General features: G+C 61.3%; 19 protein-coding genes and 1 pseudogene. 16 read left to right on the top strand and 4 right to left on the bottom strand.

All coding sequences use genetic code 11. The features are described from left to right. The first annotated feature begins 50 nt into the window (after positions 1-50). The 9 genes from AC07SZ_RS30910 to AC07SZ_RS30870 all read left to right on the top strand — a co-directional run bounded on the left by AC07SZ_RS30910 (position 51) and on the right by AC07SZ_RS30870 (position 8842). Complete coding sequence (locus AC07SZ_RS30910) at positions 51-731, top strand: GntR family transcriptional regulator (protein ID WP_056566131.1); 681 nt, start codon at positions 51-53, stop codon at positions 729-731. 200 nt (positions 732-931) lie between these two features. Beyond that, on the top strand, positions 932-1684 hold the full coding sequence (locus tag AC07SZ_RS30905; protein WP_494917284.1) for an SDR family oxidoreductase: 753 nt from the start codon (positions 932-934) through the stop codon (positions 1682-1684). A 39-nt stretch (positions 1685-1723) separates the two neighbouring features. Further along, positions 1724-2971: an NAD(P)/FAD-dependent oxidoreductase gene (locus AC07SZ_RS30900; protein WP_056566137.1), complete on the top strand. Its 1248-nt coding sequence runs from the start codon at positions 1724-1726 to the stop codon at positions 2969-2971. Positions 2972-2984: 13 nt separating this feature from the next. Beyond that, the gene (locus AC07SZ_RS30895; RefSeq protein WP_494917283.1) at positions 2985-3884 is read left to right on the top strand and encodes an ornithine cyclodeaminase family protein; all 900 of its coding nucleotides are present in this window, start codon (positions 2985-2987) and stop codon (positions 3882-3884) included. A gap of 88 nt (positions 3885-3972) precedes the next feature. Further along, positions 3973-4944, top strand: coding sequence for a thiamine pyrophosphate-dependent dehydrogenase E1 component subunit alpha (locus tag AC07SZ_RS30890; protein WP_056566143.1), 972 nt, complete (start codon positions 3973-3975; stop codon positions 4942-4944). Position 4945: 1 nt separating this feature from the next. After that, the gene (locus AC07SZ_RS30885) at positions 4946-5920 is read left to right on the top strand and encodes an alpha-ketoacid dehydrogenase subunit beta (protein ID WP_056566145.1); all 975 of its coding nucleotides are present in this window, start codon (positions 4946-4948) and stop codon (positions 5918-5920) included. Between the two features lie 13 nt (positions 5921-5933). Continuing rightward, complete coding sequence (locus AC07SZ_RS30880; protein ID WP_155772545.1) at positions 5934-7220, top strand: acetoin dehydrogenase dihydrolipoyllysine-residue acetyltransferase subunit; 1287 nt, start codon at positions 5934-5936, stop codon at positions 7218-7220. Then, positions 7201-7947 (top strand): SDR family oxidoreductase, encoded by a 747-nt coding sequence (locus AC07SZ_RS30875; RefSeq protein ID WP_494917281.1) that lies wholly within the window; start codon positions 7201-7203, stop codon positions 7945-7947. The genes AC07SZ_RS30880 and AC07SZ_RS30875 overlap by 20 nt, the downstream gene beginning before the upstream one ends. A 7-nt stretch (positions 7948-7954) precedes the next feature. Next, complete coding sequence (locus AC07SZ_RS30870; RefSeq protein ID WP_056566156.1) at positions 7955-8842, top strand: hypothetical protein; 888 nt, start codon at positions 7955-7957, stop codon at positions 8840-8842. A 287-nt stretch (positions 8843-9129) separates the two neighbouring features. On the opposite strand, the gene AC07SZ_RS30865 is transcribed toward AC07SZ_RS30870, so the two are convergent. From AC07SZ_RS30865 to AC07SZ_RS30850, 4 genes are all read right to left on the bottom strand, one after another. Further along, complete coding sequence (locus tag AC07SZ_RS30865; RefSeq protein ID WP_056566160.1) at positions 9130-9801, bottom strand: amino acid ABC transporter permease; 672 nt, start codon at positions 9799-9801, stop codon at positions 9130-9132. A gap of 12 nt (positions 9802-9813) precedes the next feature. Then, on the bottom strand, positions 9814-10485 hold the full coding sequence (locus AC07SZ_RS30860) for an amino acid ABC transporter permease (RefSeq protein ID WP_056566164.1): 672 nt from the start codon (positions 10483-10485) through the stop codon (positions 9814-9816). 9 nt (positions 10486-10494) lie between these two features. Continuing rightward, positions 10495-11271 (bottom strand): amino acid ABC transporter ATP-binding protein, encoded by a 777-nt coding sequence (locus AC07SZ_RS30855; RefSeq protein WP_056566167.1) that lies wholly within the window; start codon positions 11269-11271, stop codon positions 10495-10497. A gap of 78 nt (positions 11272-11349) precedes the next feature. Then, positions 11350-12207, bottom strand: coding sequence for a substrate-binding periplasmic protein (locus AC07SZ_RS30850; protein WP_244493939.1), 858 nt, complete (start codon positions 12205-12207; stop codon positions 11350-11352). A gap of 294 nt (positions 12208-12501) precedes the next feature. Here AC07SZ_RS30850 and AC07SZ_RS30845 point away from each other — a divergent pair, with 294 nt between their 5' ends. The 7 genes and pseudogenes from AC07SZ_RS30845 to AC07SZ_RS30815 all read left to right on the top strand — a co-directional run bounded on the left by AC07SZ_RS30845 (position 12502) and on the right by AC07SZ_RS30815 (position 19166). After that, on the top strand, positions 12502-13266 hold the full coding sequence (locus AC07SZ_RS30845) for an SDR family NAD(P)-dependent oxidoreductase (RefSeq protein WP_494917278.1): 765 nt from the start codon (positions 12502-12504) through the stop codon (positions 13264-13266). A 25-nt stretch (positions 13267-13291) separates the two neighbouring features. Next, complete coding sequence (locus AC07SZ_RS30840; protein ID WP_056566174.1) at positions 13292-13681, top strand: Rid family hydrolase; 390 nt, start codon at positions 13292-13294, stop codon at positions 13679-13681. 67 nt (positions 13682-13748) lie between these two features. Continuing rightward, on the top strand, positions 13749-14234 hold the full coding sequence (locus AC07SZ_RS30835; protein ID WP_155772546.1) for a hypothetical protein: 486 nt from the start codon (positions 13749-13751) through the stop codon (positions 14232-14234). Between the two features lie 83 nt (positions 14235-14317). Then, positions 14318-15285, top strand: a pseudogene (locus AC07SZ_RS30830) (IS481 family transposase). Between the two features lie 410 nt (positions 15286-15695). Next, positions 15696-16763: an ABC transporter ATP-binding protein gene (locus tag AC07SZ_RS30825; RefSeq protein ID WP_155772547.1), complete on the top strand. Its 1068-nt coding sequence runs from the start codon at positions 15696-15698 to the stop codon at positions 16761-16763. 29 nt (positions 16764-16792) lie between these two features. Then, on the top strand, positions 16793-17842 hold the full coding sequence (locus AC07SZ_RS30820) for an ABC transporter substrate-binding protein (protein WP_056566184.1): 1050 nt from the start codon (positions 16793-16795) through the stop codon (positions 17840-17842). A 19-nt stretch (positions 17843-17861) separates the two neighbouring features. Next, positions 17862-19166 (top strand): ABC transporter permease, encoded by a 1305-nt coding sequence (locus AC07SZ_RS30815; protein ID WP_494917276.1) that lies wholly within the window; start codon positions 17862-17864, stop codon positions 19164-19166. The last annotated feature ends 1 nt before the right edge of the window (position 19167 follow it).

Raw genomic sequence — 19167 nt, 5'->3', positions numbered from 1 at the left:
GTCGGGCGCGATATATGTCATGACCGGGAATGACGCCAAGGGACGGTCCAATGGTCGAAGCGCTTGCCAATTTTTCTCCCTTTCCACGTACCGAGACGCTCGGCGTTCGGGTCCGCGAGCAATTGCGGCACGCCATAATGGCGGGTCTCTTCCAGCCAGGCGAAAAGCTGACGATGCGGGCAGTTGCCGCCTCGCTTGGCGTGAGCCTGACACCGGCCCGCGAAGCGCTGTTCAATCTGGCGGCCGAGGGCGTGCTCGAACTGGGCGACAACGGCTCGATTTATATCCCGCAGTTGGATACGGAGAAGATCCGCGAGCTGACCAAGGTGCGCATATCGCTGGAGAGTCTGGCGGCGCGCGAGGCGATGCCCAACCTGACCTCGAAAGACATCATCGCCATCGGTGCGCTGAATGACCAACTTATTGAAGCAAATCAACAAAAGAACTACCAGCTGCTGACGGAGCTGAACTGGAGCTTCCATTTCAGCATCTATGAAGCGGCCCGTATGCCGTTCCTGGTCAAGATGATCGAAAGCTGCTGGCTGAGGACCGGCTCCTACCTCAAGATCATCTATCCGGACTTCGCCAAGACGGACAATGGCGTGCTCAATCACATCGCCATCATCCGTGCCATCAGGGAAGCGGATCCCGAAGCCGTGGCGAAGGCGATCGCTCACGACATTGAATTTTCTTCCCAGGCGTTTTTTGAGGCTGTGAGCGAAGGGCGGTAGCTCCGACGCGCTGCGTTTTTCATCATTCCCGTCGCCGCCAACGCCTCCCCTTGCGTTGCTGGGGACGGCCTCGGCTAGGCGTGCTCGTCCACGGTGCCGTCAGGGACGCTCCTGCCGCGGAAAATTTGCACTTGACGTTTATGTGATATAACAAATAACATTGCTTTCACACCAAAGGCATGTAGGGAAGGGATCGCGGAATGCTCGAGAAGGGAATGCGGGCGCTCGTTACGGGCGGCAGCGGCGGTATTGGCGCGGCTCTGGTGAAGATGTTGGGCAGCCATGGCGTCGAAGCGGTCGCTTTGTCGAACAACCAGGAGAAACTAGACGCCCTCAAGGGCATAGATAATGTCAAAACCGTCTTCATGGATGTCACCGACGCGGCCGCGCTCAAGGAGGCCTTCTCGGGACAGCATATCGACATCCTGGTCAACGCCGCCGGTGTTCTCGGGGTCACCGGAACTCTCTATTCAGTGCCGACCAGTTCGGCCCAGCGCATCATCGATGTGAACGTCATCGGCGTGCACAACGCGTTGTCGGCTGTGGTGCCGGGAATGGTCGAGCGCAATCGTGGGCATATCGTCAACATCGGCTCGCTGGCCGGGCCCTATCCGTCGGCGGGGCAGCCCATGTACAGCGCTTCCAAGGCGGCCATCCACAATATGAGCGCCAACCTCAGGATGGAGCTCTTTGGTACCGATGTGCGCGTAACAGAGGTTCGTCCGGGACGCGTGCGCACTGGGATGCACGCCGAGATGTTCGACGGCGATCACGCCAAGTCCGACGCGATGCTGTATGACCCTTACGAGTGCCTATGGCCTCAGGACATCGCGGACGCCATCCAATATGTGCTGTCGACCCCGCCGCATGTATGCGTCGCCCAGATCGAGGTGGTTCCGACCCACCAGGTTGTTGGCGGCACCAAGATGTTCCAGCGCTTACCCGCGGCCTGACGCCGCCCGCTTCACCGATGGACGCCAGGGACCATGCCAATGTCTGCACCAGGTGACACGCATATTGCCGTCGTGGGCGCTGGAATCGTCGGGATCTCCTCGGCGCTCTATCTTCAGAAGGCAGGGTTTAGGGTCACTCTGCTCGATCGCAACGAGCCTGGCACCGGCGCGTCCTTCGGCAATGCGGGCGCAATCGCCCCGCATGCCTTCGTCCCGGTCAACAGTCCATCCATACCGCGACGCCTGTTGAAGCTTATGTTCTCCGGCGGCAGTCCGCTCAGCATCAACTGGGCCTATGCGCCGCGGATGATGCCTTGGCTGATATCCTTTCTGCGCCACTGCTCGCATGACGAAGTGACCAGGATTTCGCATGCCCTGCATTCGCTGTTGTCGCGCAATCTCGAATTCGCCTTGCCGCTTTTCAGGGAAAGCGGCGCGGACAGCCTCATCCGGGGCGGTGGCTACCTGCATCTCTATGAAAACGAGGCCGACTGCCGCGATCTTTCCACTGAAATCCAGATGTACAGGGACCTTGCCGGCGACATGGAGGAGATCGATGCCGCCGAGGTCGGCCGGCTCGAACCGAACCTGGCGCCCGTCTTCGTCAAGGGGCTCTATTTCAAGTCTGCCCTGCACTATCTCAGCCCGGTCGACGTCTGCGCAACGCTGGCCAGGCATTTCTGTGCCGAGGGCGGCACTTTCCTGCGTGAGGACATTGCGTCGATCGACAAGAATACGGCCGGCAAGCTGGTTCTGAAGGGCGTACGGGCGCATGTCGTCGACCAGGCGGTGCTTTCCGCCGGTGCGCACTCCAGGCGGCTGTTTGGCACAACGATTGCGCCTGTTCCGCTCGAGACGGAGCGTGGCTACCACGTCGTCTTCGGCGGCCATGGCGGTATCATCAGCCGCACCTGTTCCAGCGCCACGGCCGGCTTTGCCATGACGCCGATGAATGAGGGGCTCCGCTGCGCAGGCATGGTCGAACTGGCTGGACTGGACAAAGGTCCCAATCCGGCTTGCCACGCCTATCTGGAACGCACGGCCCGGCGTTTCCTGCCCGACCTGCGAGAAAGTCCGTCGTCGACCTGGATGGGTTTCAGGCCCTCAATGCCGGATGCGCTGCCGGTGATTGGCCGATCGCCGCGAACCCCGGAGATAATCCTCGCTTTCGGCCATCAGCACGTAGGCATGTCCAGCGGCTGCGTGACCGGCCGCATAGTCGCGGCGCTGGCCGCCGACGAAACGCCACCCGTGGACCTCACTCCATTCCGGCCCGAGCGTTTCTGAGGAGTTGCCTGCCATGCTGCCATACTATGACAGGGACAAGATCGCCGCCGTGCTGGACACCGATGCGCTGATCGACGCCATGGAACAAGCACTGGTCGCTTTCTCGACCGGCAAGGTGATCCAGCCGGTGCGCATGCGGGTCATCGACGAGGAGGCGGGAGGCGACCTCTGCCTGATGCCGGCCGTGACCGATATCCTGGCGGTCAAGCTTGTCGGCAACTATCCTCGCAATCATGAGCGGGGGATCGACAGTCACAACGCCGTTGTCATAGTCTTCGATCGGTGGACGGGCTTGCCGCGCGCCGTGCTGGACGGCACCTATATCACCCAGATGCGCACGTCCGCGGTGTCGGCCATGGCGGCGCGCCGGTTGGCGTCGCCGGACGCCAAGGTCCTGGCGATCCTGGGTAGCGGAGCCCAGGCGCACGGCCATTTCGAGACCATGCGGCGGGTGCGTGCCTTCGAGGAAATCCGTGTCTGGAGCCGCAATGCCGACCATGCCCGCGCTTTTGCCGAGAAGACCGGCGCCCGGCTTTGCGACAGCAGTGAGGCGGCCGTGCGCGGTGCCGACGTGATCGCCACGACCACCTCGGCGCGTGAGCCGATCGTCCAAGGCGAGTGGCTCAAGCCCGGCGCTCATGTGAGCGCGGTCGGTTGGAACGGGCTCGATGGGCGCGAACTGGACGATACGGTGATGAAATCCCTCATTGTGGTCGAGTCCAGGGACGCCGCCAATCAGGAGTCCGGAAACATCCTCATGTCGGGCGCGCGCATCCATGCCGAGCTCGGCGAAGTCCTCGCGGGCCGGGCCGTCGCCGATCCATCGAGCACCACGGTTTTCATTTCGGTTGGCATCGCCACCGAGGATGCCTACGCGGCCGATCTTGTATTGCGGGCTCTGGAGAGGAGCTGATGAGGCTTGCATGGGCGGGCGGACTTTGATAATTAATTTGTTATAACAAATATCGTACTGTCACTGTTGTCGCCCGAAGGTAAGCCGCATGAAGAACTCCCCATCGATTCCCGAAAGGCTCGAGATGCATCGCCGGATGATTCTCGTGCGGCGGCTGGAGGAGCGCCTCGGCGATCTTCACAAGGCTGGCAAGACGCGTGGCCCCATCCATCGCTGCGATGGACAGGAGGCAGTCGGAATTGGAGCGACCGCGATGTTGTTCTCTTCGGACTACGTGACCAGCACTCATCGCGGCCATGCCCACTATGTAGGCAAGGGCCTCGACGTGCACGGTATCGCGGCCGAGATCCTTGGCCGCGAAACCGGTTATTGCGGAGGGCGCGCCGGCCACATGCTGATCGGCGACAAGGCGAACGGCATGATCGGCGGCAATGCGATCGTCGGCGCCAGCATACCTGCGGCAACGGGAATGGCCCTGTCGATCCAGATACGCGGCGGCTCCGATGTGGCCATGTGCTTCTTCGGCGATGGCGCGGCGCAGACAGGGATCTGCCACGAGTCCATGAACATGGCTGGGCTCTGGAGGCTGCCTGTCGTCTTCGTGCTCGAACACAATCAATACGGTCTGACCGTGCATCATTCGGTGCAGTCTCCGGTCGAGGATCTCAGCATTCGCGGCGCCGGCTACGGCATTCCGTCCGAGATCATCGACGGCAATGATGTGGTCGCGGTCTACCGCGCGGTCGCCACGGCGGTCGAGCGAGCGCGTCGAGGCGAAGGTCCGTCGCTGATCGAGGCCAAGACTTACCGGATGCAGGGCTTCTCGACGTCCGACATGGGCGGATATCAGGGCGAGGAAGAGCTTGCCACCTGGGCTGAGCGGGATCCGATAGCGATCAGCTTTCAGTCGCTTGTCGATGCCGTCGGGGCCGAACGCCTCCAGGAGATCGAACGCGAAGCATCCGCTGAGGTCGAGGCGGCGATCGATGCCGCGCTGGCTGCACCATTCCCCGCTTTCGCGGTCTACGAAAAAACCGCCCCTTACGCAGAGGTTCTCTGACATGGCCAAGATGCGTTATGCCGAGGCGCTCAATCAGGCGCTCCGCGAGGAGATGCTGCGCGACCCTTCGGTCTTCCTTTTCGGTGAGGACATTGCTCGCTATGGGGGCGTCTTCAAGGTGACGCGCGGACTCATGGACGAGTTTGGCGAAAGCCGCGTCAGGGACACGCCTATCTCCGAGCAGGCCCTGGCCGCCATGGCCGTGACCGCTTCGATGACCGGCACGCGCCCGGTGCTGGAGATCATGTATGCGGATTTCATGCCGCTGGTCCTGGACGCGCTGATCAACCAGGCGTCCATCTATGAATATCTCTGGAAGGACGTGTCCATGCCTTTCGTCCTGCGCACGCAGGGGGGCGGAGGCGCCGGCGCGGGCGCCCAGCATTCCAAGTCTCTGGATTCACTCGTTGCCCATATTCCCGGGGTCAAGGTCGTCGCGCCGGCGACGCCGGCCGATGCGAAAGGATTGCTCAAGGCAGCCATTCGCGACAGCCAGCCGGTTATCTTCCTCGAGCACAAGCTGCTTTATAATCTGCGCGACGAGGTTCCTGACGACGCTGATTTCATCGTCGACATCGGCAAGGCGAGAACGGTGTGCGAGGGGAATGATGTCTCCATCTTTGCCACGTCGCGCATGGTCCTGGAAAGCCAGAAGGCGGCCGAGACACTGGCCGGCGAGGGGATAAGCGCCGAGGTCATCGATCTCAGGAGCCTGCGCCCGTTGGACCTTGGGGCCATCACCTCGTCCATTGCCAAGACCCATCACGCGGTGGTGGTCAATGAAGGTTGGCGCTTCTGCGGGTATGGCGCCGAATTGTCGGCGACGATCATGGATCACGCCTTCGACGATCTCGACGCGCCCGTGGCACGGGTGACGTTGCCGGACATGCCGATCCCCTATAGCGAGTCGCTCGAGATGGCTGTTCTTCCCAACGCTGCCAAGATCGCCCAGGCGGTCCACGATACGCTGAAGTGAGGAGGACCAGATCGTGACCGACATCACAGTTGTGGGCGCCGGCGGGGAGTATATGGAGTCCGTCGTCGTCGTCGAATGGCACAAGAAGCCGGGAGACGCGGTCACGGCGGGCGAGCTTGTGGTCACCGTTGAAACGGCCAAGGCTGCGACGGAGATAGAGGCGCCGGCGTCCGGCATCCTGGCACAGATCAAGGCTGAGGTCGGCCAGGAGATCGAATTGGGCGGCGTTCTCGGCGTGATTGCCGAAGCGGGCGCCATACAGTCGCCAGGCGCAGAACCCGCCGAGTCCCTTGTGGAGCGGCCGACCCTGGCTGCGAAGGAGGTCGCGAAAACCGGCTCCCGTCGCCCCTCCGTCAATCGGGTGCTTGCCTCTCCGCTCGCCAGGCGCGTGGCCGCGCAGAAGAGCATCGACCTCTCCGAGCTGACGGCGTCGAGCGTGTCCGGCAGGATCAAGCTGCGGGATATCGAAGCCTACGAAACGACAGGACGAGGAATCGGCCGGCCGGCCGCGACCGTCGCGCCAGCAAGGCCTTCGAGCGGCGCCATCCATGTCACCCGGCGCGGTAAGCCAGGCGGAATCCCGATCCTGCTCGTCCATGGGTTCGGGAGCGACAGCCTTTCGTGGCAGCCGTTGGTGGCCGCGCTCGGCAACAGCGCTTCGATCATCCTCGTTGATCTTCCTGGTCATGGGAAGTCGCCACCGCCCGAAGGCAAGCCTTCCATCCATGGTCTTGCCGAAGTGCTGGCGTCGGCCCTGCGTGAATTGGGCATAGAAGGCGTCCACCTAGTCGGGCATTCGTTGGGTGGCGCGGTCTGCCTCGCACTGGCGGAAAGCGGCGCGCTGGAGATCCAGTCGCTGACATTGCTGGCGCCGGCAGGCCTCGGCCCCGAGATCGACGGGGCCTTCGTCGACGGATACAACAGGGCGACCCGGCCCGAGAGTCTCAAGCCGTGGCTGCTCAGGCTTTTCGCCGACGCCTCGATCGTGACGCCGGGCTTCGTCGCCGCCACGCTGCAGGCGCGGGGCGATGTCGCAAGGCAGCGGCAGATCGAGCTTGCCGCCGCGTTCTTTCCCGATGGAACCCAAGCATCGGAATTGCGCGGCGTGCTGAAGCGCCTGACCCAGCCGCAAAAGATCATCTGGGGCGAGCTGGACCGTATCATACCGATGCGGCATGCGCTGCATGCCGGCGCGGCGGCGGCTGTTCATTTCATGCCGGGCGTCGGCCACATGCCTCATGTCGAGGAGCCCTCGACGGTGGCGCGTCTAATCCTGCAGAATGTTTCGTGCGCAACATAAGGAATATAGCGGCATGAAACCGGCGGCTATCGTAACGGGGGCGACCGGCGGGATAGGCAGGATGATCGTCGGCCGGTTGGTGCGGTCGGGTTTCCCGGTTATCGCTCTTGGAACGAAGAGTGCCGGACTTGCCGCGCTGGGCGAGGAAACGGGCTGCCGCACGCTTGTCCTCGATATCACCGATGCCAGTGCAAGCCAGGCGGTGCTTGCAGGTCTGGACGTGGGCGTCCTGATCCATGGCGCGGGTTTACTCGGGCCGCAGGTGGCGCTCTATGACACATCGGACGAACTGGCCTCCAAACTGGTTTCCACGAACATACTCGGCACCGTGAACGTGCTGCGCGCGCTCGTTCCGCCGATGCTGCAACGCGATAGGGGAACGATCGTGCTGCTCGGGTCGATCTGCGCCACCGCACCGGGCACGGGACCTGCTCTGTACAGCGCGACCAAGGCGGCGATGCACTCCATGGCCGCGAACCTCAGATATGATCTGCGCGGCAGCCGGCTACGGGTCGGGGAGATCCTGCTCGGCCGCGTGCGCACCGGCATCCATGAGCAACTTGCAAGCGGCGAGGACCTCTACAGCGGATTTGAATGCGTCATGCCCGAGGACGTGGCTGAAACCGTTCTGCATATGCTTGAAACACCGCCTTCCGTGAGCCTGGGAACGATCGAGATGATGCCAACCAGGCAGGTTGTCGGCGGCGCGCACTTCTCCAAGGGATGAGGACTGGATGCCATCGCTGTTTTTTAATCTGAACGGGGCCTCGCACGAGGTCGAGCTCTATCCTGACCTGGCGCCGAAGACGATCGGCAAACTGGTCGCGTCGCTGCCGGCCAAGCTTGATATCCACTGCGCCAAGATCGCCGGCCAGCATATCTTCTGGCATGCGCCGATTGTCGCCGACATCGAGAAGGCGCAGGATATTCTCACCCTGCCGCCGGGTACGTTCCTCTATTGGCCGGAACGGCAGTTCCTGGAACTCATCTATGGCGAGTTGCAGGCCGAGAAGGCGCAGGTCTGCGTGCTCGGCCGCCTCAAGGGCGACATCGGCTGGCTCAAGGAATTCGGCCGCCACGTGGTCGAGAACCACGGCCAGGGGCTGATCCTGGCCGAATTGACGGCCGCCCCCGACGCGTTGCCGCTGGCCGCGAAGGAGAAGCCGCTGTCTTCGCCTGGGCTCGTTGCGCTGCGCGAGGCGCGCAAGGCCATCTGGCAGGAAGCGCCCGAAGAGATGTTCACGCTTCTGAAGCGCGAAGGCATGATGCTGCCCTATGGCCCGCTCGCAATGGCCGAGGGTGAATTGCGCAAGCTGCATGAACTGCTCTGGCGGCTGCGTGGCGGCGGTCACGGCATCGACGCCGGCAATCGCGGCGAGGTCATCGCCTTTCTGATCGAGGCGTTCAATGCGCGCATCGACGGCTTCTGCGGTCTCCACGAGATCGGTGCCAGGCTGGAATCGGCCAAATCCCTGCTCGCCCAGCCGGAAACAGTTGACGATGTCGTCGAGGAGTTGATCCTCTACACCGGCCGCGCGGCGGCATGGCTCGATGCCTACATTCCCTGGAATGCCCTTAACGTGGCCACGCTGGTCTCGCTGCAAAGGCAAGGGGTTCGATAGGGACCGTTCCTTCACTGTATTCGTGCACTACCAGGCCGGAGCGTATTTCGCGCTCCGGCCTTTGCTGTTCTCGGGAAGCCGGTCGCAACGGCGACAGTCTCGAGCGCGGAGCGGGTTGAAGCAGACTCAACTGAGGCTGGAACGGATGGCCCCGTAGCCGGCCTCTCAATACATCTTAGGCCTGAGGCAATCCCGGAAGGAGCGAACGGCTTTCCGTCCGCAACTGCATGAAAAAGGACGCGGAACGGTTCGGCGTTTCCGTGAAAACGGTGAATCGCACCATGGCCTCAGAGCTTCAGGCGCGCAAGGAAACTCTGCTCATAGTAGGTCACGATGCGCGTGACGCTGAACGCGATGAAGAAGTAGATCAGCGCCGTCGCGGTCAGGATCTCGATCGGCCGGGCCGTGGCGTCGGCGATCATCTGGCCTTGGTACATGAGATCCGCCATCCCGACCGCCGAGACCAGGGCGCTTTCCTTGAACAGCGTCACGCAGTTTGAGAGCAGGGTCGGCACCGCGCGCATGATGGTCTGCGGAAGGATCACATAGGGCACGCTGACTCTGGAGGGGAGGCCAAGCGCGATGCAAGCGTCGCGCTGCTCGGCGCCGATAGATTTGAGGGCGGCGCGGCAACTTTCGCTGGAAATCGCTCCCATGTAGAGCGCCAGCGTCGCGATGGTGGAGGTGACGTTGCCAAGATCGATGCCCAGAAGCGCCGGCAGGCAAAAGAAGAACCAGAAAAGCTGGACCAGGACCGGAGTGCCGCGGAATATCTCCACGTAGGCTGTCGCGATCGCCTTCAGGATCGGGTGGCCGGACTGACGTATGACACTGACGGCAAAGCCGAGCGGCAGCCCGATCGCCAGGCCCATGGCTGTAAAGTACAGCGTATTGCCGAGACCGGTGAACAGGGCCAAGCGGTAATCGTAGAGAAAGGAGAGCGATGTTGCCAGATCCATGGGAGTCGCTCCTCAGGCCAGACGGTCGCGAAGCCGCTTCTCGCAGTAGCCGACGATTTGCGACAAGGGCAGCGAGAAGAGGAAGTAGATGAGGGCGACGGCCGAATAGATCTCGATTGGCCGGTAGCTTTGCGTGGCAAGGCTCTTGCCTTGGTACATCAGGTCGCCGATCGCCACGATCGCCACCAGCGACGTCTGCTGCAGAAGGCCGATCGTGTTGGTGAGCAGAACCGGAATGGCAATCAGCAGCGCCTGGGGGAGGACGATGTATATAGTCCTTTTGAAGGCAGAGAGGCCGAGCGCCGTGCCCGCATCGTAGTGGGACGAGGGGATGGCTTGGATCGCCGCCCTGTAGGCCTCGGCGTTGAACGCCGTGATGTTCATGCCAAGCGCAAGGATCGCCATCGTGAACGGGTCGATGAAGATGCCGAAGAAGAATGGCAGGCAATAGAAGATCCAGATGATCTGGACGAGCGCCGGAGTGCAGCGGAACAATTCGATGAACGTGACCGCCAGCCAACGCAACGGCAAGAACCGGCTCATGGCCATCAGGCAGACCAGGAACCCGCCGACGAGCCCGATGACGGCGCAGATCACGGTCAACTGCAGCGTGATGGCGAGGCCGCTCATCAGTTGCGGCCAGCCCGAGGAGATGACTGAGAAATCCCAGCTATAGCCGTTCATGGCGTGCCCTCAGCAAATCGTCTCGACGTGGAGCACCTTTTTCAGGAAATCCGCTGTTCTGGGCTCGGCCGGATCCGAGAAGATACGGGCGGGCGTGGCGTCCTCCACGATGCGGCCGTCGGCGCAGAAGATGACGCGCGTGGCGATGCGCTTGGCAAACCACATGTCGTGCGTCACGATCATCATTGACATCTTCTGCTCGGCGAGCTCAAGCATCAGCCCTTCAACTTCGGCGACAAGTTCGGGATCGAGCGCGGAGGTTATTTCGTCGAAGAGCATGATCTTTGGATCGAGCAGCAGGGCGCGGGCGATGGCCACGCGCTGTTTCTGGCCGCCCGAAAGCATGCCTGGATAGGCGCCGGCGCGGTTCTCCAGGCCGAGGCGCTTCAACAGTTGCATGGCGCGTTCGGTCGCGGTCGCGCGGCTTTCGCCGCGTGACCGGATCGGCGCCAGGATCAGGTTGCCGAGAACAGTCAGATGCGGAAAGAGCGTATAGTGCTGGAAAACCATGCCGATCTTGGCACGGACAGCCGTGTCGATCAGATTGTCCTTGCGGCCGTTCGCCCGCGCCTCGATGTAACGCGCGCCTTCGAACTCGATACGACCGTTGTCGATCTTTTCGAGCCCCATGACACAGCGCAGGAGGGTGCTTTTGCCGCTGCCGCTGGGGCCGATGACGACGATGCGCTCGCTTGGCTCCATCTGGAAGTTCATGCCATCGAGGACGTGCACGTGCCCGCCATAGGATTTGCGCAAATTGTGTACGCTCAGGAAGCCAGACGCCATGACGCCACCCCTCTTTGTTTTTCTTTGGGATGAAGAACGGATGCCACCAAGGCGGCATCCGTTGCAAGGCGAGAGATCTTATTTCGCACCGGCGAGATAGATTTCGCTCCAGTGCTTCAGCAGCCTGTCAACCTCGCCGAGCGCAACCTTCTCCTCGAGGAAGATGTTGAGGACGTCGAGATCGCGCTGCGAGATCGTGGATGGCAGGCCAAAGGAGATGCCCTGCTTCATCAGAGCCGGCGACGCGTCGACAAGGCCGACCTTTTCGGGATTGGCGGTCTGTAGCAGCAAGTTGGTCGTGGAGTCCGCGCCCGCGACGTCCACACGGCCCGAGAGCAGGGCGAGATTGAGGCCGTTGGCGTCGGGAAGACGAACGATTTCGGCTTGCTTGAATCGTTCGGTGACCTTGTGATCCTGGGCCGAGCCGGACATGACGCCGACGCGGATGCCGGGCTTGTCGAAGGTGGAAAGATCGTGAGCCGGATCCTTTACCTTGGTATTGGCGAGCATGTAGGCGAAGTTCATCTCATCGTAGCCGGCGATCGCGCTGTAGTTGATGACGAGCGCGCGGGCAGGGGTGCGGTTCAGTGCGGGGGACATGTCCCATTTGCCGGCCTGCAAACCCGCGACGACATTGTCCCAAGTGGTATCGACGAACTCGACCTTGACCTTGAGGACGTCTGCGAACTGCTTGCACAGGTCGAGATAAGCGCCGCCATACTCCCCTGTTTTCAGATCCTTCATCACGTAGGGCGGAGAAATCGCGGCCGCGCAGCGCAATGCGCCACGATCCTGCACTGCTTTCCAGAAGCCGTCGGCATGAGCGGCCGGGGTTGCCAGCATGGCTGCGGCAATACTGGCCACGCCAAGCATGCCGGCCCGGGCACCGCGGCCGAAACGATCCGCGGTAAGTTTCCATAGATCTGCTATTTTCATGATCATAAATCCCCTTGTTCGTCGGTTAGCCGGCCATGGTCTCTTCCATCCGCCGATTTTTGTGGTTTTCTTATTTTGTTATATCGTATAAATTTTTCAAATCATGTCAAACGAAGTTTTTGGCGGAACCGCAACCAGGCCGGGTGCGTCAATATATCAATTTGAAAATAAACGATTTTTTGATCCCAAAAGCGCTGTTGTCGCGGTTCTGGGATATTGGCGTCTGTCCATATCGCGTCTTGCAATGATGGCAGAAATGTAATTTGTTATATAAAAGATCGTGAAGGGGTTTCGATGAAACGGCATCAAGGCAGACGTATTCTGGTTACCGGCGCGGCCAACGGGATCGGCCTTGCGACGGCGCGCTTTCTTGCCGCGGAAGGGGCTAGGCTCTATTTGGTCGATCTGCCCGGATCATCGCTTGAGGAAAGCACCCTCGCGCTGCGCGGGCAAGGCGAGGTCGCGCTACTCCATCTTTCGGTAACCGACGAAGCGGCGGTGCAAGAGGCGGTGGGCGACATGGTCGCGCGCTATGGCGGTATCGACGCGGTGGTCAATTCGGCCGGCGTCGTTGCGGTCGAGCCGGCGCTTGAGGCTTCTTTAGAGACGTTCCGCCGTGTCGTGGACATCAATCTGACAGGCACGTGGATCGTCTGCCAGGCGGTAGCCCGGCAAATGGCCGACAACGGCGGCGGCGCCATCGTCAACATATCATCCGTCTACGGCTTTCAAGGAGCGCCCAAACGCACCGCATATTGCGCCTCGAAGGGAGCGGTGATCGCGCTCACCGATTCGCTGGCGGTGGAATGGGGGCCGTTCAATATCCGCGTCAATAGCGTGGTGCCGACCGGCACGCGCACAACCATGGTGCAGGATCTGATCGATCGCGGCATATACAACGTCGATGCTGTGTCGCGGCGTACGCCGCTAAGGCGGCTGGCTGAGCCGGAAGAGGTAGCGGCTGCCTGCGGTTTTCTCATCAGTTCCGAGGCCGGCATGGTTACCGGGCATCACCTTCGGGTCGATGGCGGTTGGCTGGCCAACGGCTATCTCATGTAAATTTCAATCATCGGAGACCTAAACCATGGCGAAGCGTCAGAACATCTCCTCAGGCTCGCAGTTCGAAAAGGCCTACGGCTATTCGCGCGCCGTCAAGGCGGGTGACACACTCTATATCTCGGGAACGATCGGGATGGACTATGCGGCCGGCGTCATGCCCGACAACGCTGTCGGCCAGGTCAGGCAGATCATCAAGAACTTCGAGCCCGCGCTGCAGGCGGCTGGAGGCTCGCTTGGCGATATCGTGCAGATCACGACCTATGTCAGCGCGCCCGAAATCTTCAAGGAGGTCGGTCCGGAACTTGGCGTCATCTTCAAGGACATCACGCCGACCAATGCCGCGCTCGTGGTCGGCTTCCCGGTGCCGGGAGTCCTAGTCGAGATCGCCGCCGTCGCCGTCATCGGTTGCGAATGACCGGGAACTGATCGGCCGGAAAGGATCGATGATGTGCAATTCCTGCAATGGAAAATTCGCCTTCGAGATGGCGGACAAGGACGCGATGGCCGCGGCGGCGAAATCTGCCCACGAAAAGCGGGAGGCATGGCATTTCCATGTGCTGGCGCCGAACTGTGCGTTCAGTCCGAACCCGAAAGCCTACACCTTCCTTCTTGAACTGACAGATCAGGATCGGATGGTCTGCTGCTTCTTCGATGAAAGGCCGGTGGCCGTAAACAAGGAACTGCTCGCGCTGCTCCATGGCACTGACGCCCTGTCGGACAAGAAGGCGGCCGAGGGCTCTATCGACGCCGCCGGCAGCGAATTGCTTGATATGATTGGTGCGGCCGCGACGGCGGGCAAGAGTTGGCACCATCACATGATGTTTCCGGCCTGCAAGCTCAACGGGGCGGATGGCAAATGGCGCCTTTTCGTCGAGGTGGAAGGCCAGCAACCGACCTTGCTCGACCATGACAGCGAACCATCGCTGGTCCTCAACCGAATTGAACGCCTCTATTTCGGCCTGAGCTAGGTGTGAGCTTTCGGGAGGTTGTCCATTCGGACCGGACCGGGGAGACTGGAGTTACCACGCTTCAGCACTCACCGGAGGTCCGAATGAACATCCACAAGAATGCCCGTCTCGCACCGCTACGTCGAGAGGAGATGGCACTGTCGGTGATATAAGGCGCTCTTTCCCAAGCCCATGCGGCGCGCGTCTATGGCGTGTCAGCCAAGATCGTGGCGTGCTGGGTCGAGCGCTACAAGGCCGAAGGGCGGGCCGGCATGATCGATCGTTTCCTCGCGGCCCATCCATATGCCACAGGCCACTGCTGCGTCGATTGCCGAGCGCATCGTGGCGCTGCGGCGGCAACGTTGGACCGGCAAGCACATCGCCTATGAGGTCGGCGTGTCGCCGGCCACCGTCAGCCGGGTTCTCAAGCGTGCCGGGCTGTCGCGGCTGAGCGACATCGAGCCGGCTGAACCGATCCGACGCTACGAGCGCGAGCATCCAGGCGAGATGATCCACATCGACATCAAGAAGCTCGGTCGTTTCGAGCGCGTTGGTCACCGCATCACCGGCGATCCGCAAAAGGGCAGATTCCGACATGCCGGCTGGGAGTTCGTCCATGTCTGCATCGATGACGCTTCCCGCATCGCCTTCTCGCAAATCCTGCCCGAGGAGAAAAAGGAGAGCGCTATCGCCTTCCTCAAGGCGGCGCTCGCCTACTACGCCTGCCTCGGCGTTTCGATAGCGCGCGTCATGACCGACAACGGCTCCCTGCTACAGATCGAAGGCCTTCGCCAAGGCCTGCCGCGATCTCGGTCTCAAGCACGTCAGGACAAGGCCATATACGCCCAAGACCAATGGCAAGGCCGAGCGCTTCATCCAGACGGCATTGCGAGAATGGGCCTACGCAATCGCCTATCCCACTTCAGATCACCGCGCCGCTGAACCGCCTGTCTGGCTGCACAGATACAACTGGCATCGCCCACACGGCAGCCTAAAGTCAAAACCACCCATCAGTGGCCTCGGTCTTTCCCAGGACAACCTCTTGAGGCTCCACGAGGCTCTACTTCGATGAGATCGTCCGCGACGGACTCCGCACCAAAAGTTCTGATCAGAAGAAACGATGGCCGATGGGCGCCGCTTGGGGCCGCGGGCTGACAGGTTATCGCCGTTCCTTGATCCCACCATGATCCTAGGACGCGTTTTGTCAGCGATCTGATCCGCCTAGCGCGAGCGGGTTGGATGCTGCACAGGCCGTTCTACCGCAAGCTCGATGTGCGATCACGCCCGCCGCGAAAGCTGATCCTGCGCATTGCGAATGCTGCACGATGTGAATGCAACAAAACCCCAGTGGGTCACAATTTGTGCATGGGGGATTGACGCAGGCCAGCCCGAATGCTTCTATTCTCGATATTCAATAATGATTCTCAATAATCGAGAACAATGCAAATGGGACAATCATCTTCAGCCATGGTTCAGCCGCCAATGCATGTCGGCCTGACCGGCATATCCAAGACTTACGACGGTCATAGCTTCGTCGTGCGCGATCTCAACCTCGACATCGCCAAGGGGGAATTCCTGACGCTTCTTGGTCCTTCGGGTTCGGGCAAGACGACGACGCTCATGATGCTCGCCGGCTTCGAATATCCGTCTGGCGGTGAAATCACCCTGGATGGAAGGCCGATTCAGGACAAACCCCCGGAGAAGCGAAACATCGGCATGGTGTTCCAGAACTATGCCCTCTTCCCGCATATGACAGTCGCTGAAAATGTTGGTTATTCGTTGCGAGTGCGCGGCTCATCCAAGGAGCAGATCGCCGCTCGCGTCGGCGAAGCGCTGGCGATGGTCCAGCTTTCGAACCTTGCGCAACGCAAGCCGACCGCCTTGTCGGGTGGCCAACAACAAAGGGTCGCGCTCGCTCGCGCGCTTGTCTTCGAGCCCAGCCTTGTGCTGATGGATGAACCGCTCGGCGCCCTGGACAAGAAGCTGCGGGAGGACCTGCAACTCGAAATCCGTCGAATCGCCGACCGGCTTGCCCTGACAGTCGTCTATGTGACACACGATCAGCACGAAGCGCTGACGATGTCCGACAGGATCGCCATCTTCAACGACGGCCGCATCCAGCAAATCGGCTCAGCGCAGGATATCTATGGCCGTCCCGCGAACCGCTTTGTAGCCGAGTTCGTTGGTGACAATAACTGCCTCGATGCGAAAATCGTCTCGATCGAAGGCGATTTGGCCCGCGCAAGACTGGCCGGCGGTCAAGAAATCTGGGCACGCAGCAGCGCGCACGCAAAGGTTGATCGACGGGCAACGATCGCCATCAGGCCCGAGAGCGTCCGCGTCACCGGGCAGGACCGCGGCGGAACGCTCAGCGGGCAGGTCAGCGACATCATTTATTGCGGCGACCAGTTCCGGATCCACGTCGAACTGCCGGGCGGGGAACGGTTGATTGCGAAGAGCTCATCATCGGCCGGAATCCAGATGGAGATGGGCAGCCATGTCCGTCTCGACTGGGAGCCCCACGATGCCTGGGCGCTTGACGGCAGATAACACAACTGAAAATCCAGAGAGGACATCACATGTTGGGAGTGCGTTCGTTCAAACAGTCATGCCTTGTCGGGCTTGTCCTGACTGCGGCGAGTTTTCCAGCCCTGGCAGACGGCCTGACGGTCGTCTCCTGGGGTGGGGCTTTGCAGGAGGCACAGACAAAGGCTTTCCTCGATCCCTACGCGAAGGCAAAGAACATCACCTTGACCCAGGATACCTGGAGCGGCGAACTGGCCAAGCTGCGTGCCATGGTCGATAGCGGCAATGTCGCCTGGGACGTCATCGACGTCGATCCGCAAACGGGGGCGACCGCTTGCGACCAGGGGTTGCTCGAGAAGATTGGTGACGACGCAGCCTTCAAGTCCGCGGGCCTCGTGGAAGGCGCCCTCACCGACTGCGCGGTGGGAACGAGCGTCTACGCCACGATCTTGGCGTTTCAGAAACAGGCATTCCCGAACGCGCCCACCAAATTGACCGACATTTTCGACACGACGACCTTCCCGGGCAAACGCGGCTTCCGCAAGAGCCCGGTGGACACGCTCGAACTCGCCTTGCTCGCGGATGGTGTGGCGGCGTCCGACATCTATGCAACCCTGGCGACGCCCGCCGGCGTTGATCGAGCCTTCAAGAAGCTCGACACAATCAAGAAAGACATCGTCTGGTGGGAGGCTGGCGCGCAGCCGCCACAACTTCTCAAATCCGGCGAAGTGAAGATGGCGCTGGCCTGGAACGGCCGCATTGCCGATGCCAACGCCAAGGAAAACGCCGATCTTGGGGTCGCCTGGACCAATCAGATCCGCGGCTTTGACATGTGGGTCATCCCCTCCGGTTCGAAGAATCTCGCCGCCGCCAAGGAGTTCGTGGCTTTCAGCGTCAAGCCGGATGTCAACGCCACACTGAGCAACTACATCGCCTACGGACCAACGGTAAAGGCAGCCAGCGATCTCATAGCAAAGGACGTGCTGCCGAACCTGCCGTCCGCCCCTCAGAACAGCGAGGGCGCGCTGGCCCAGGACGGAGCGTTCTGGGCCAAGAACGGGGACGCGCTGAACGCGCGCTTCTCCAGTTGGATTTCCCAGTAGGCCGGGTGGGAGTTATTGGATGACACTGCCATACGGCGACGTGGGCTTGGCAATGACGCAGCAAGATGCCCTGACGGGAAACATCGCGTCATCGACGGCTGGTGTCGTCGTTCGGTCCTCGATCAGGAGCGACAACAACCGGAGGGCAACTCGGGCTGCCCTTCCGGCGGCGCCGCTCCTGATCTTCCTGCTTCTGTTCCTGGTGATTCCCATAGGGTCTGTCGTTCATACGGCGATATCGGACGGAGAAATCGCCAAGGCACTGCCACTGACGACGCAGACACTTCAGGCCTGGGATGGCGACGAGCTTCCAGCCACTGCCATCTTCATGACGCTCGGGCAGGAACTGGAGGCCGCGGGACATGTCGGATCCGTGCGCCCGCTAGCCCGTCGGCTGGGATACGAACTGACCGGTGGGGCGAGTGCCATCCTCAACGCTCAGCGGGCGCTTTCCGAGGATTTCGATCGCGCCGATCCGAAGGCCTGGAAAGCCCACTTGATCAAGGCAGACGGGGCGTGGGGACAAGGTGGCGTGTGGAGCATCATCAAGCAACATGACAGTCGCTACAGCGCTTTCTATTTGCGTTGGGCGACCGGCTTTCCCGTTAAGATCGAAGCCGATGGCAGCCTGTCTCGGGAATCGAGCTACGATTTCAGGTCGATCTATCTCAGGACGATCCTGATCAGCCTTGTCGTCACGGGCCTCACAATCGTGATCGGATACCCGGTCGCATACGTCATCGCCAATTCGAGCGGGCGAACCGCTGCGATCCTCCTGTTCTTCATCCTCCTTCCGTTCTGGACCTCGCTCCTCGTGCGGACAATGTCGTGGATAGTCTTCCTCCAGACCAATGGCGTTCTCAACAATGCGCTGGCCGGAACGGGACTGACATCCGAGCCGCTACCCCTTCTTTACACGCGCATGGCGACGATCATCGCGATGATCCAGATCCAGCTGCCGTTTACGGTCCTGCCCATGATCAGCGTGATGCGCGCGATTCCAGCGAACCATGTAAAGGCCGCCCGCAGCCTCGGTGCAGGTCCTCTTCTGGCACATGCGACGATTTTTCTGCCGCAGGCGGTTCCGGGCATTGCCGCCGGCGGACTTCTCACCTTCGTGCTGTGCCTTGGCTTCTATTTGACGCCAGCATTGGTGGGTGGACCGTCCGATCAGATGGTGAGCTTCTTCATTGCGAGGTTTACCAATGAAGATCTGAATTGGGGGCTCGCTTCGGCACTTAGCGTCATACTCATTTTTGGAGCGGGAATTGTGGCACTCCCCCTGGCGCGCCATGTCGCACGTCACTCATCGGATCGGATCTGAC

It is taken from the genome of Mesorhizobium sp. GW821-FHT07A06 (genome assembly GCF_059419085.1).
Note: the sequence above shows the minus strand (reverse complement) of the source record. Positions and strands in the feature narration are given on the sequence as shown.

Coding starts and splice junctions, on each gene's coding strand:
- AC07SZ_RS30865 (WP_056566160.1), bottom strand. CDS start 9,801: ATGGATCTGGCAACATCGCTCTCCTTTCTCTACGATTACCGCTTGGCC.
- AC07SZ_RS30875 (WP_494917281.1), top strand. CDS start 7,201: ATGTTTCGTGCGCAACATAAGGAATATAGCGGCATGAAACCGGCGGCT.
- AC07SZ_RS30890 (WP_056566143.1), top strand. CDS start 3,973: ATGAAGAACTCCCCATCGATTCCCGAAAGGCTCGAGATGCATCGCCGG.
- AC07SZ_RS30850 (WP_244493939.1), bottom strand. CDS start 12,207: ATGAAAATAGCAGATCTATGGAAACTTACCGCGGATCGTTTCGGCCGC.
- AC07SZ_RS30870 (WP_056566156.1), top strand. CDS start 7,955: ATGCCATCGCTGTTTTTTAATCTGAACGGGGCCTCGCACGAGGTCGAG.
- AC07SZ_RS30845 (WP_494917278.1), top strand. CDS start 12,502: ATGAAACGGCATCAAGGCAGACGTATTCTGGTTACCGGCGCGGCCAAC.
- AC07SZ_RS30885 (WP_056566145.1), top strand. CDS start 4,946: ATGGCCAAGATGCGTTATGCCGAGGCGCTCAATCAGGCGCTCCGCGAG.
- AC07SZ_RS30860 (WP_056566164.1), bottom strand. CDS start 10,485: ATGAACGGCTATAGCTGGGATTTCTCAGTCATCTCCTCGGGCTGGCCG.
- AC07SZ_RS30820 (WP_056566184.1), top strand. CDS start 16,793: ATGTTGGGAGTGCGTTCGTTCAAACAGTCATGCCTTGTCGGGCTTGTC.
- AC07SZ_RS30895 (WP_494917283.1), top strand. CDS start 2,985: ATGCTGCCATACTATGACAGGGACAAGATCGCCGCCGTGCTGGACACC.
- AC07SZ_RS30840 (WP_056566174.1), top strand. CDS start 13,292: ATGGCGAAGCGTCAGAACATCTCCTCAGGCTCGCAGTTCGAAAAGGCC.
- AC07SZ_RS30905 (WP_494917284.1), top strand. CDS start 932: ATGCTCGAGAAGGGAATGCGGGCGCTCGTTACGGGCGGCAGCGGCGGT.
- AC07SZ_RS30855 (WP_056566167.1), bottom strand. CDS start 11,271: ATGGCGTCTGGCTTCCTGAGCGTACACAATTTGCGCAAATCCTATGGC.
- AC07SZ_RS30815 (WP_494917276.1), top strand. CDS start 17,862: ATGACACTGCCATACGGCGACGTGGGCTTGGCAATGACGCAGCAAGAT.
- AC07SZ_RS30825 (WP_155772547.1), top strand. CDS start 15,696: ATGCATGTCGGCCTGACCGGCATATCCAAGACTTACGACGGTCATAGC.
- AC07SZ_RS30835 (WP_155772546.1), top strand. CDS start 13,749: ATGGCGGACAAGGACGCGATGGCCGCGGCGGCGAAATCTGCCCACGAA.
- AC07SZ_RS30910 (WP_056566131.1), top strand. CDS start 51: ATGGTCGAAGCGCTTGCCAATTTTTCTCCCTTTCCACGTACCGAGACG.
- AC07SZ_RS30900 (WP_056566137.1), top strand. CDS start 1,724: ATGTCTGCACCAGGTGACACGCATATTGCCGTCGTGGGCGCTGGAATC.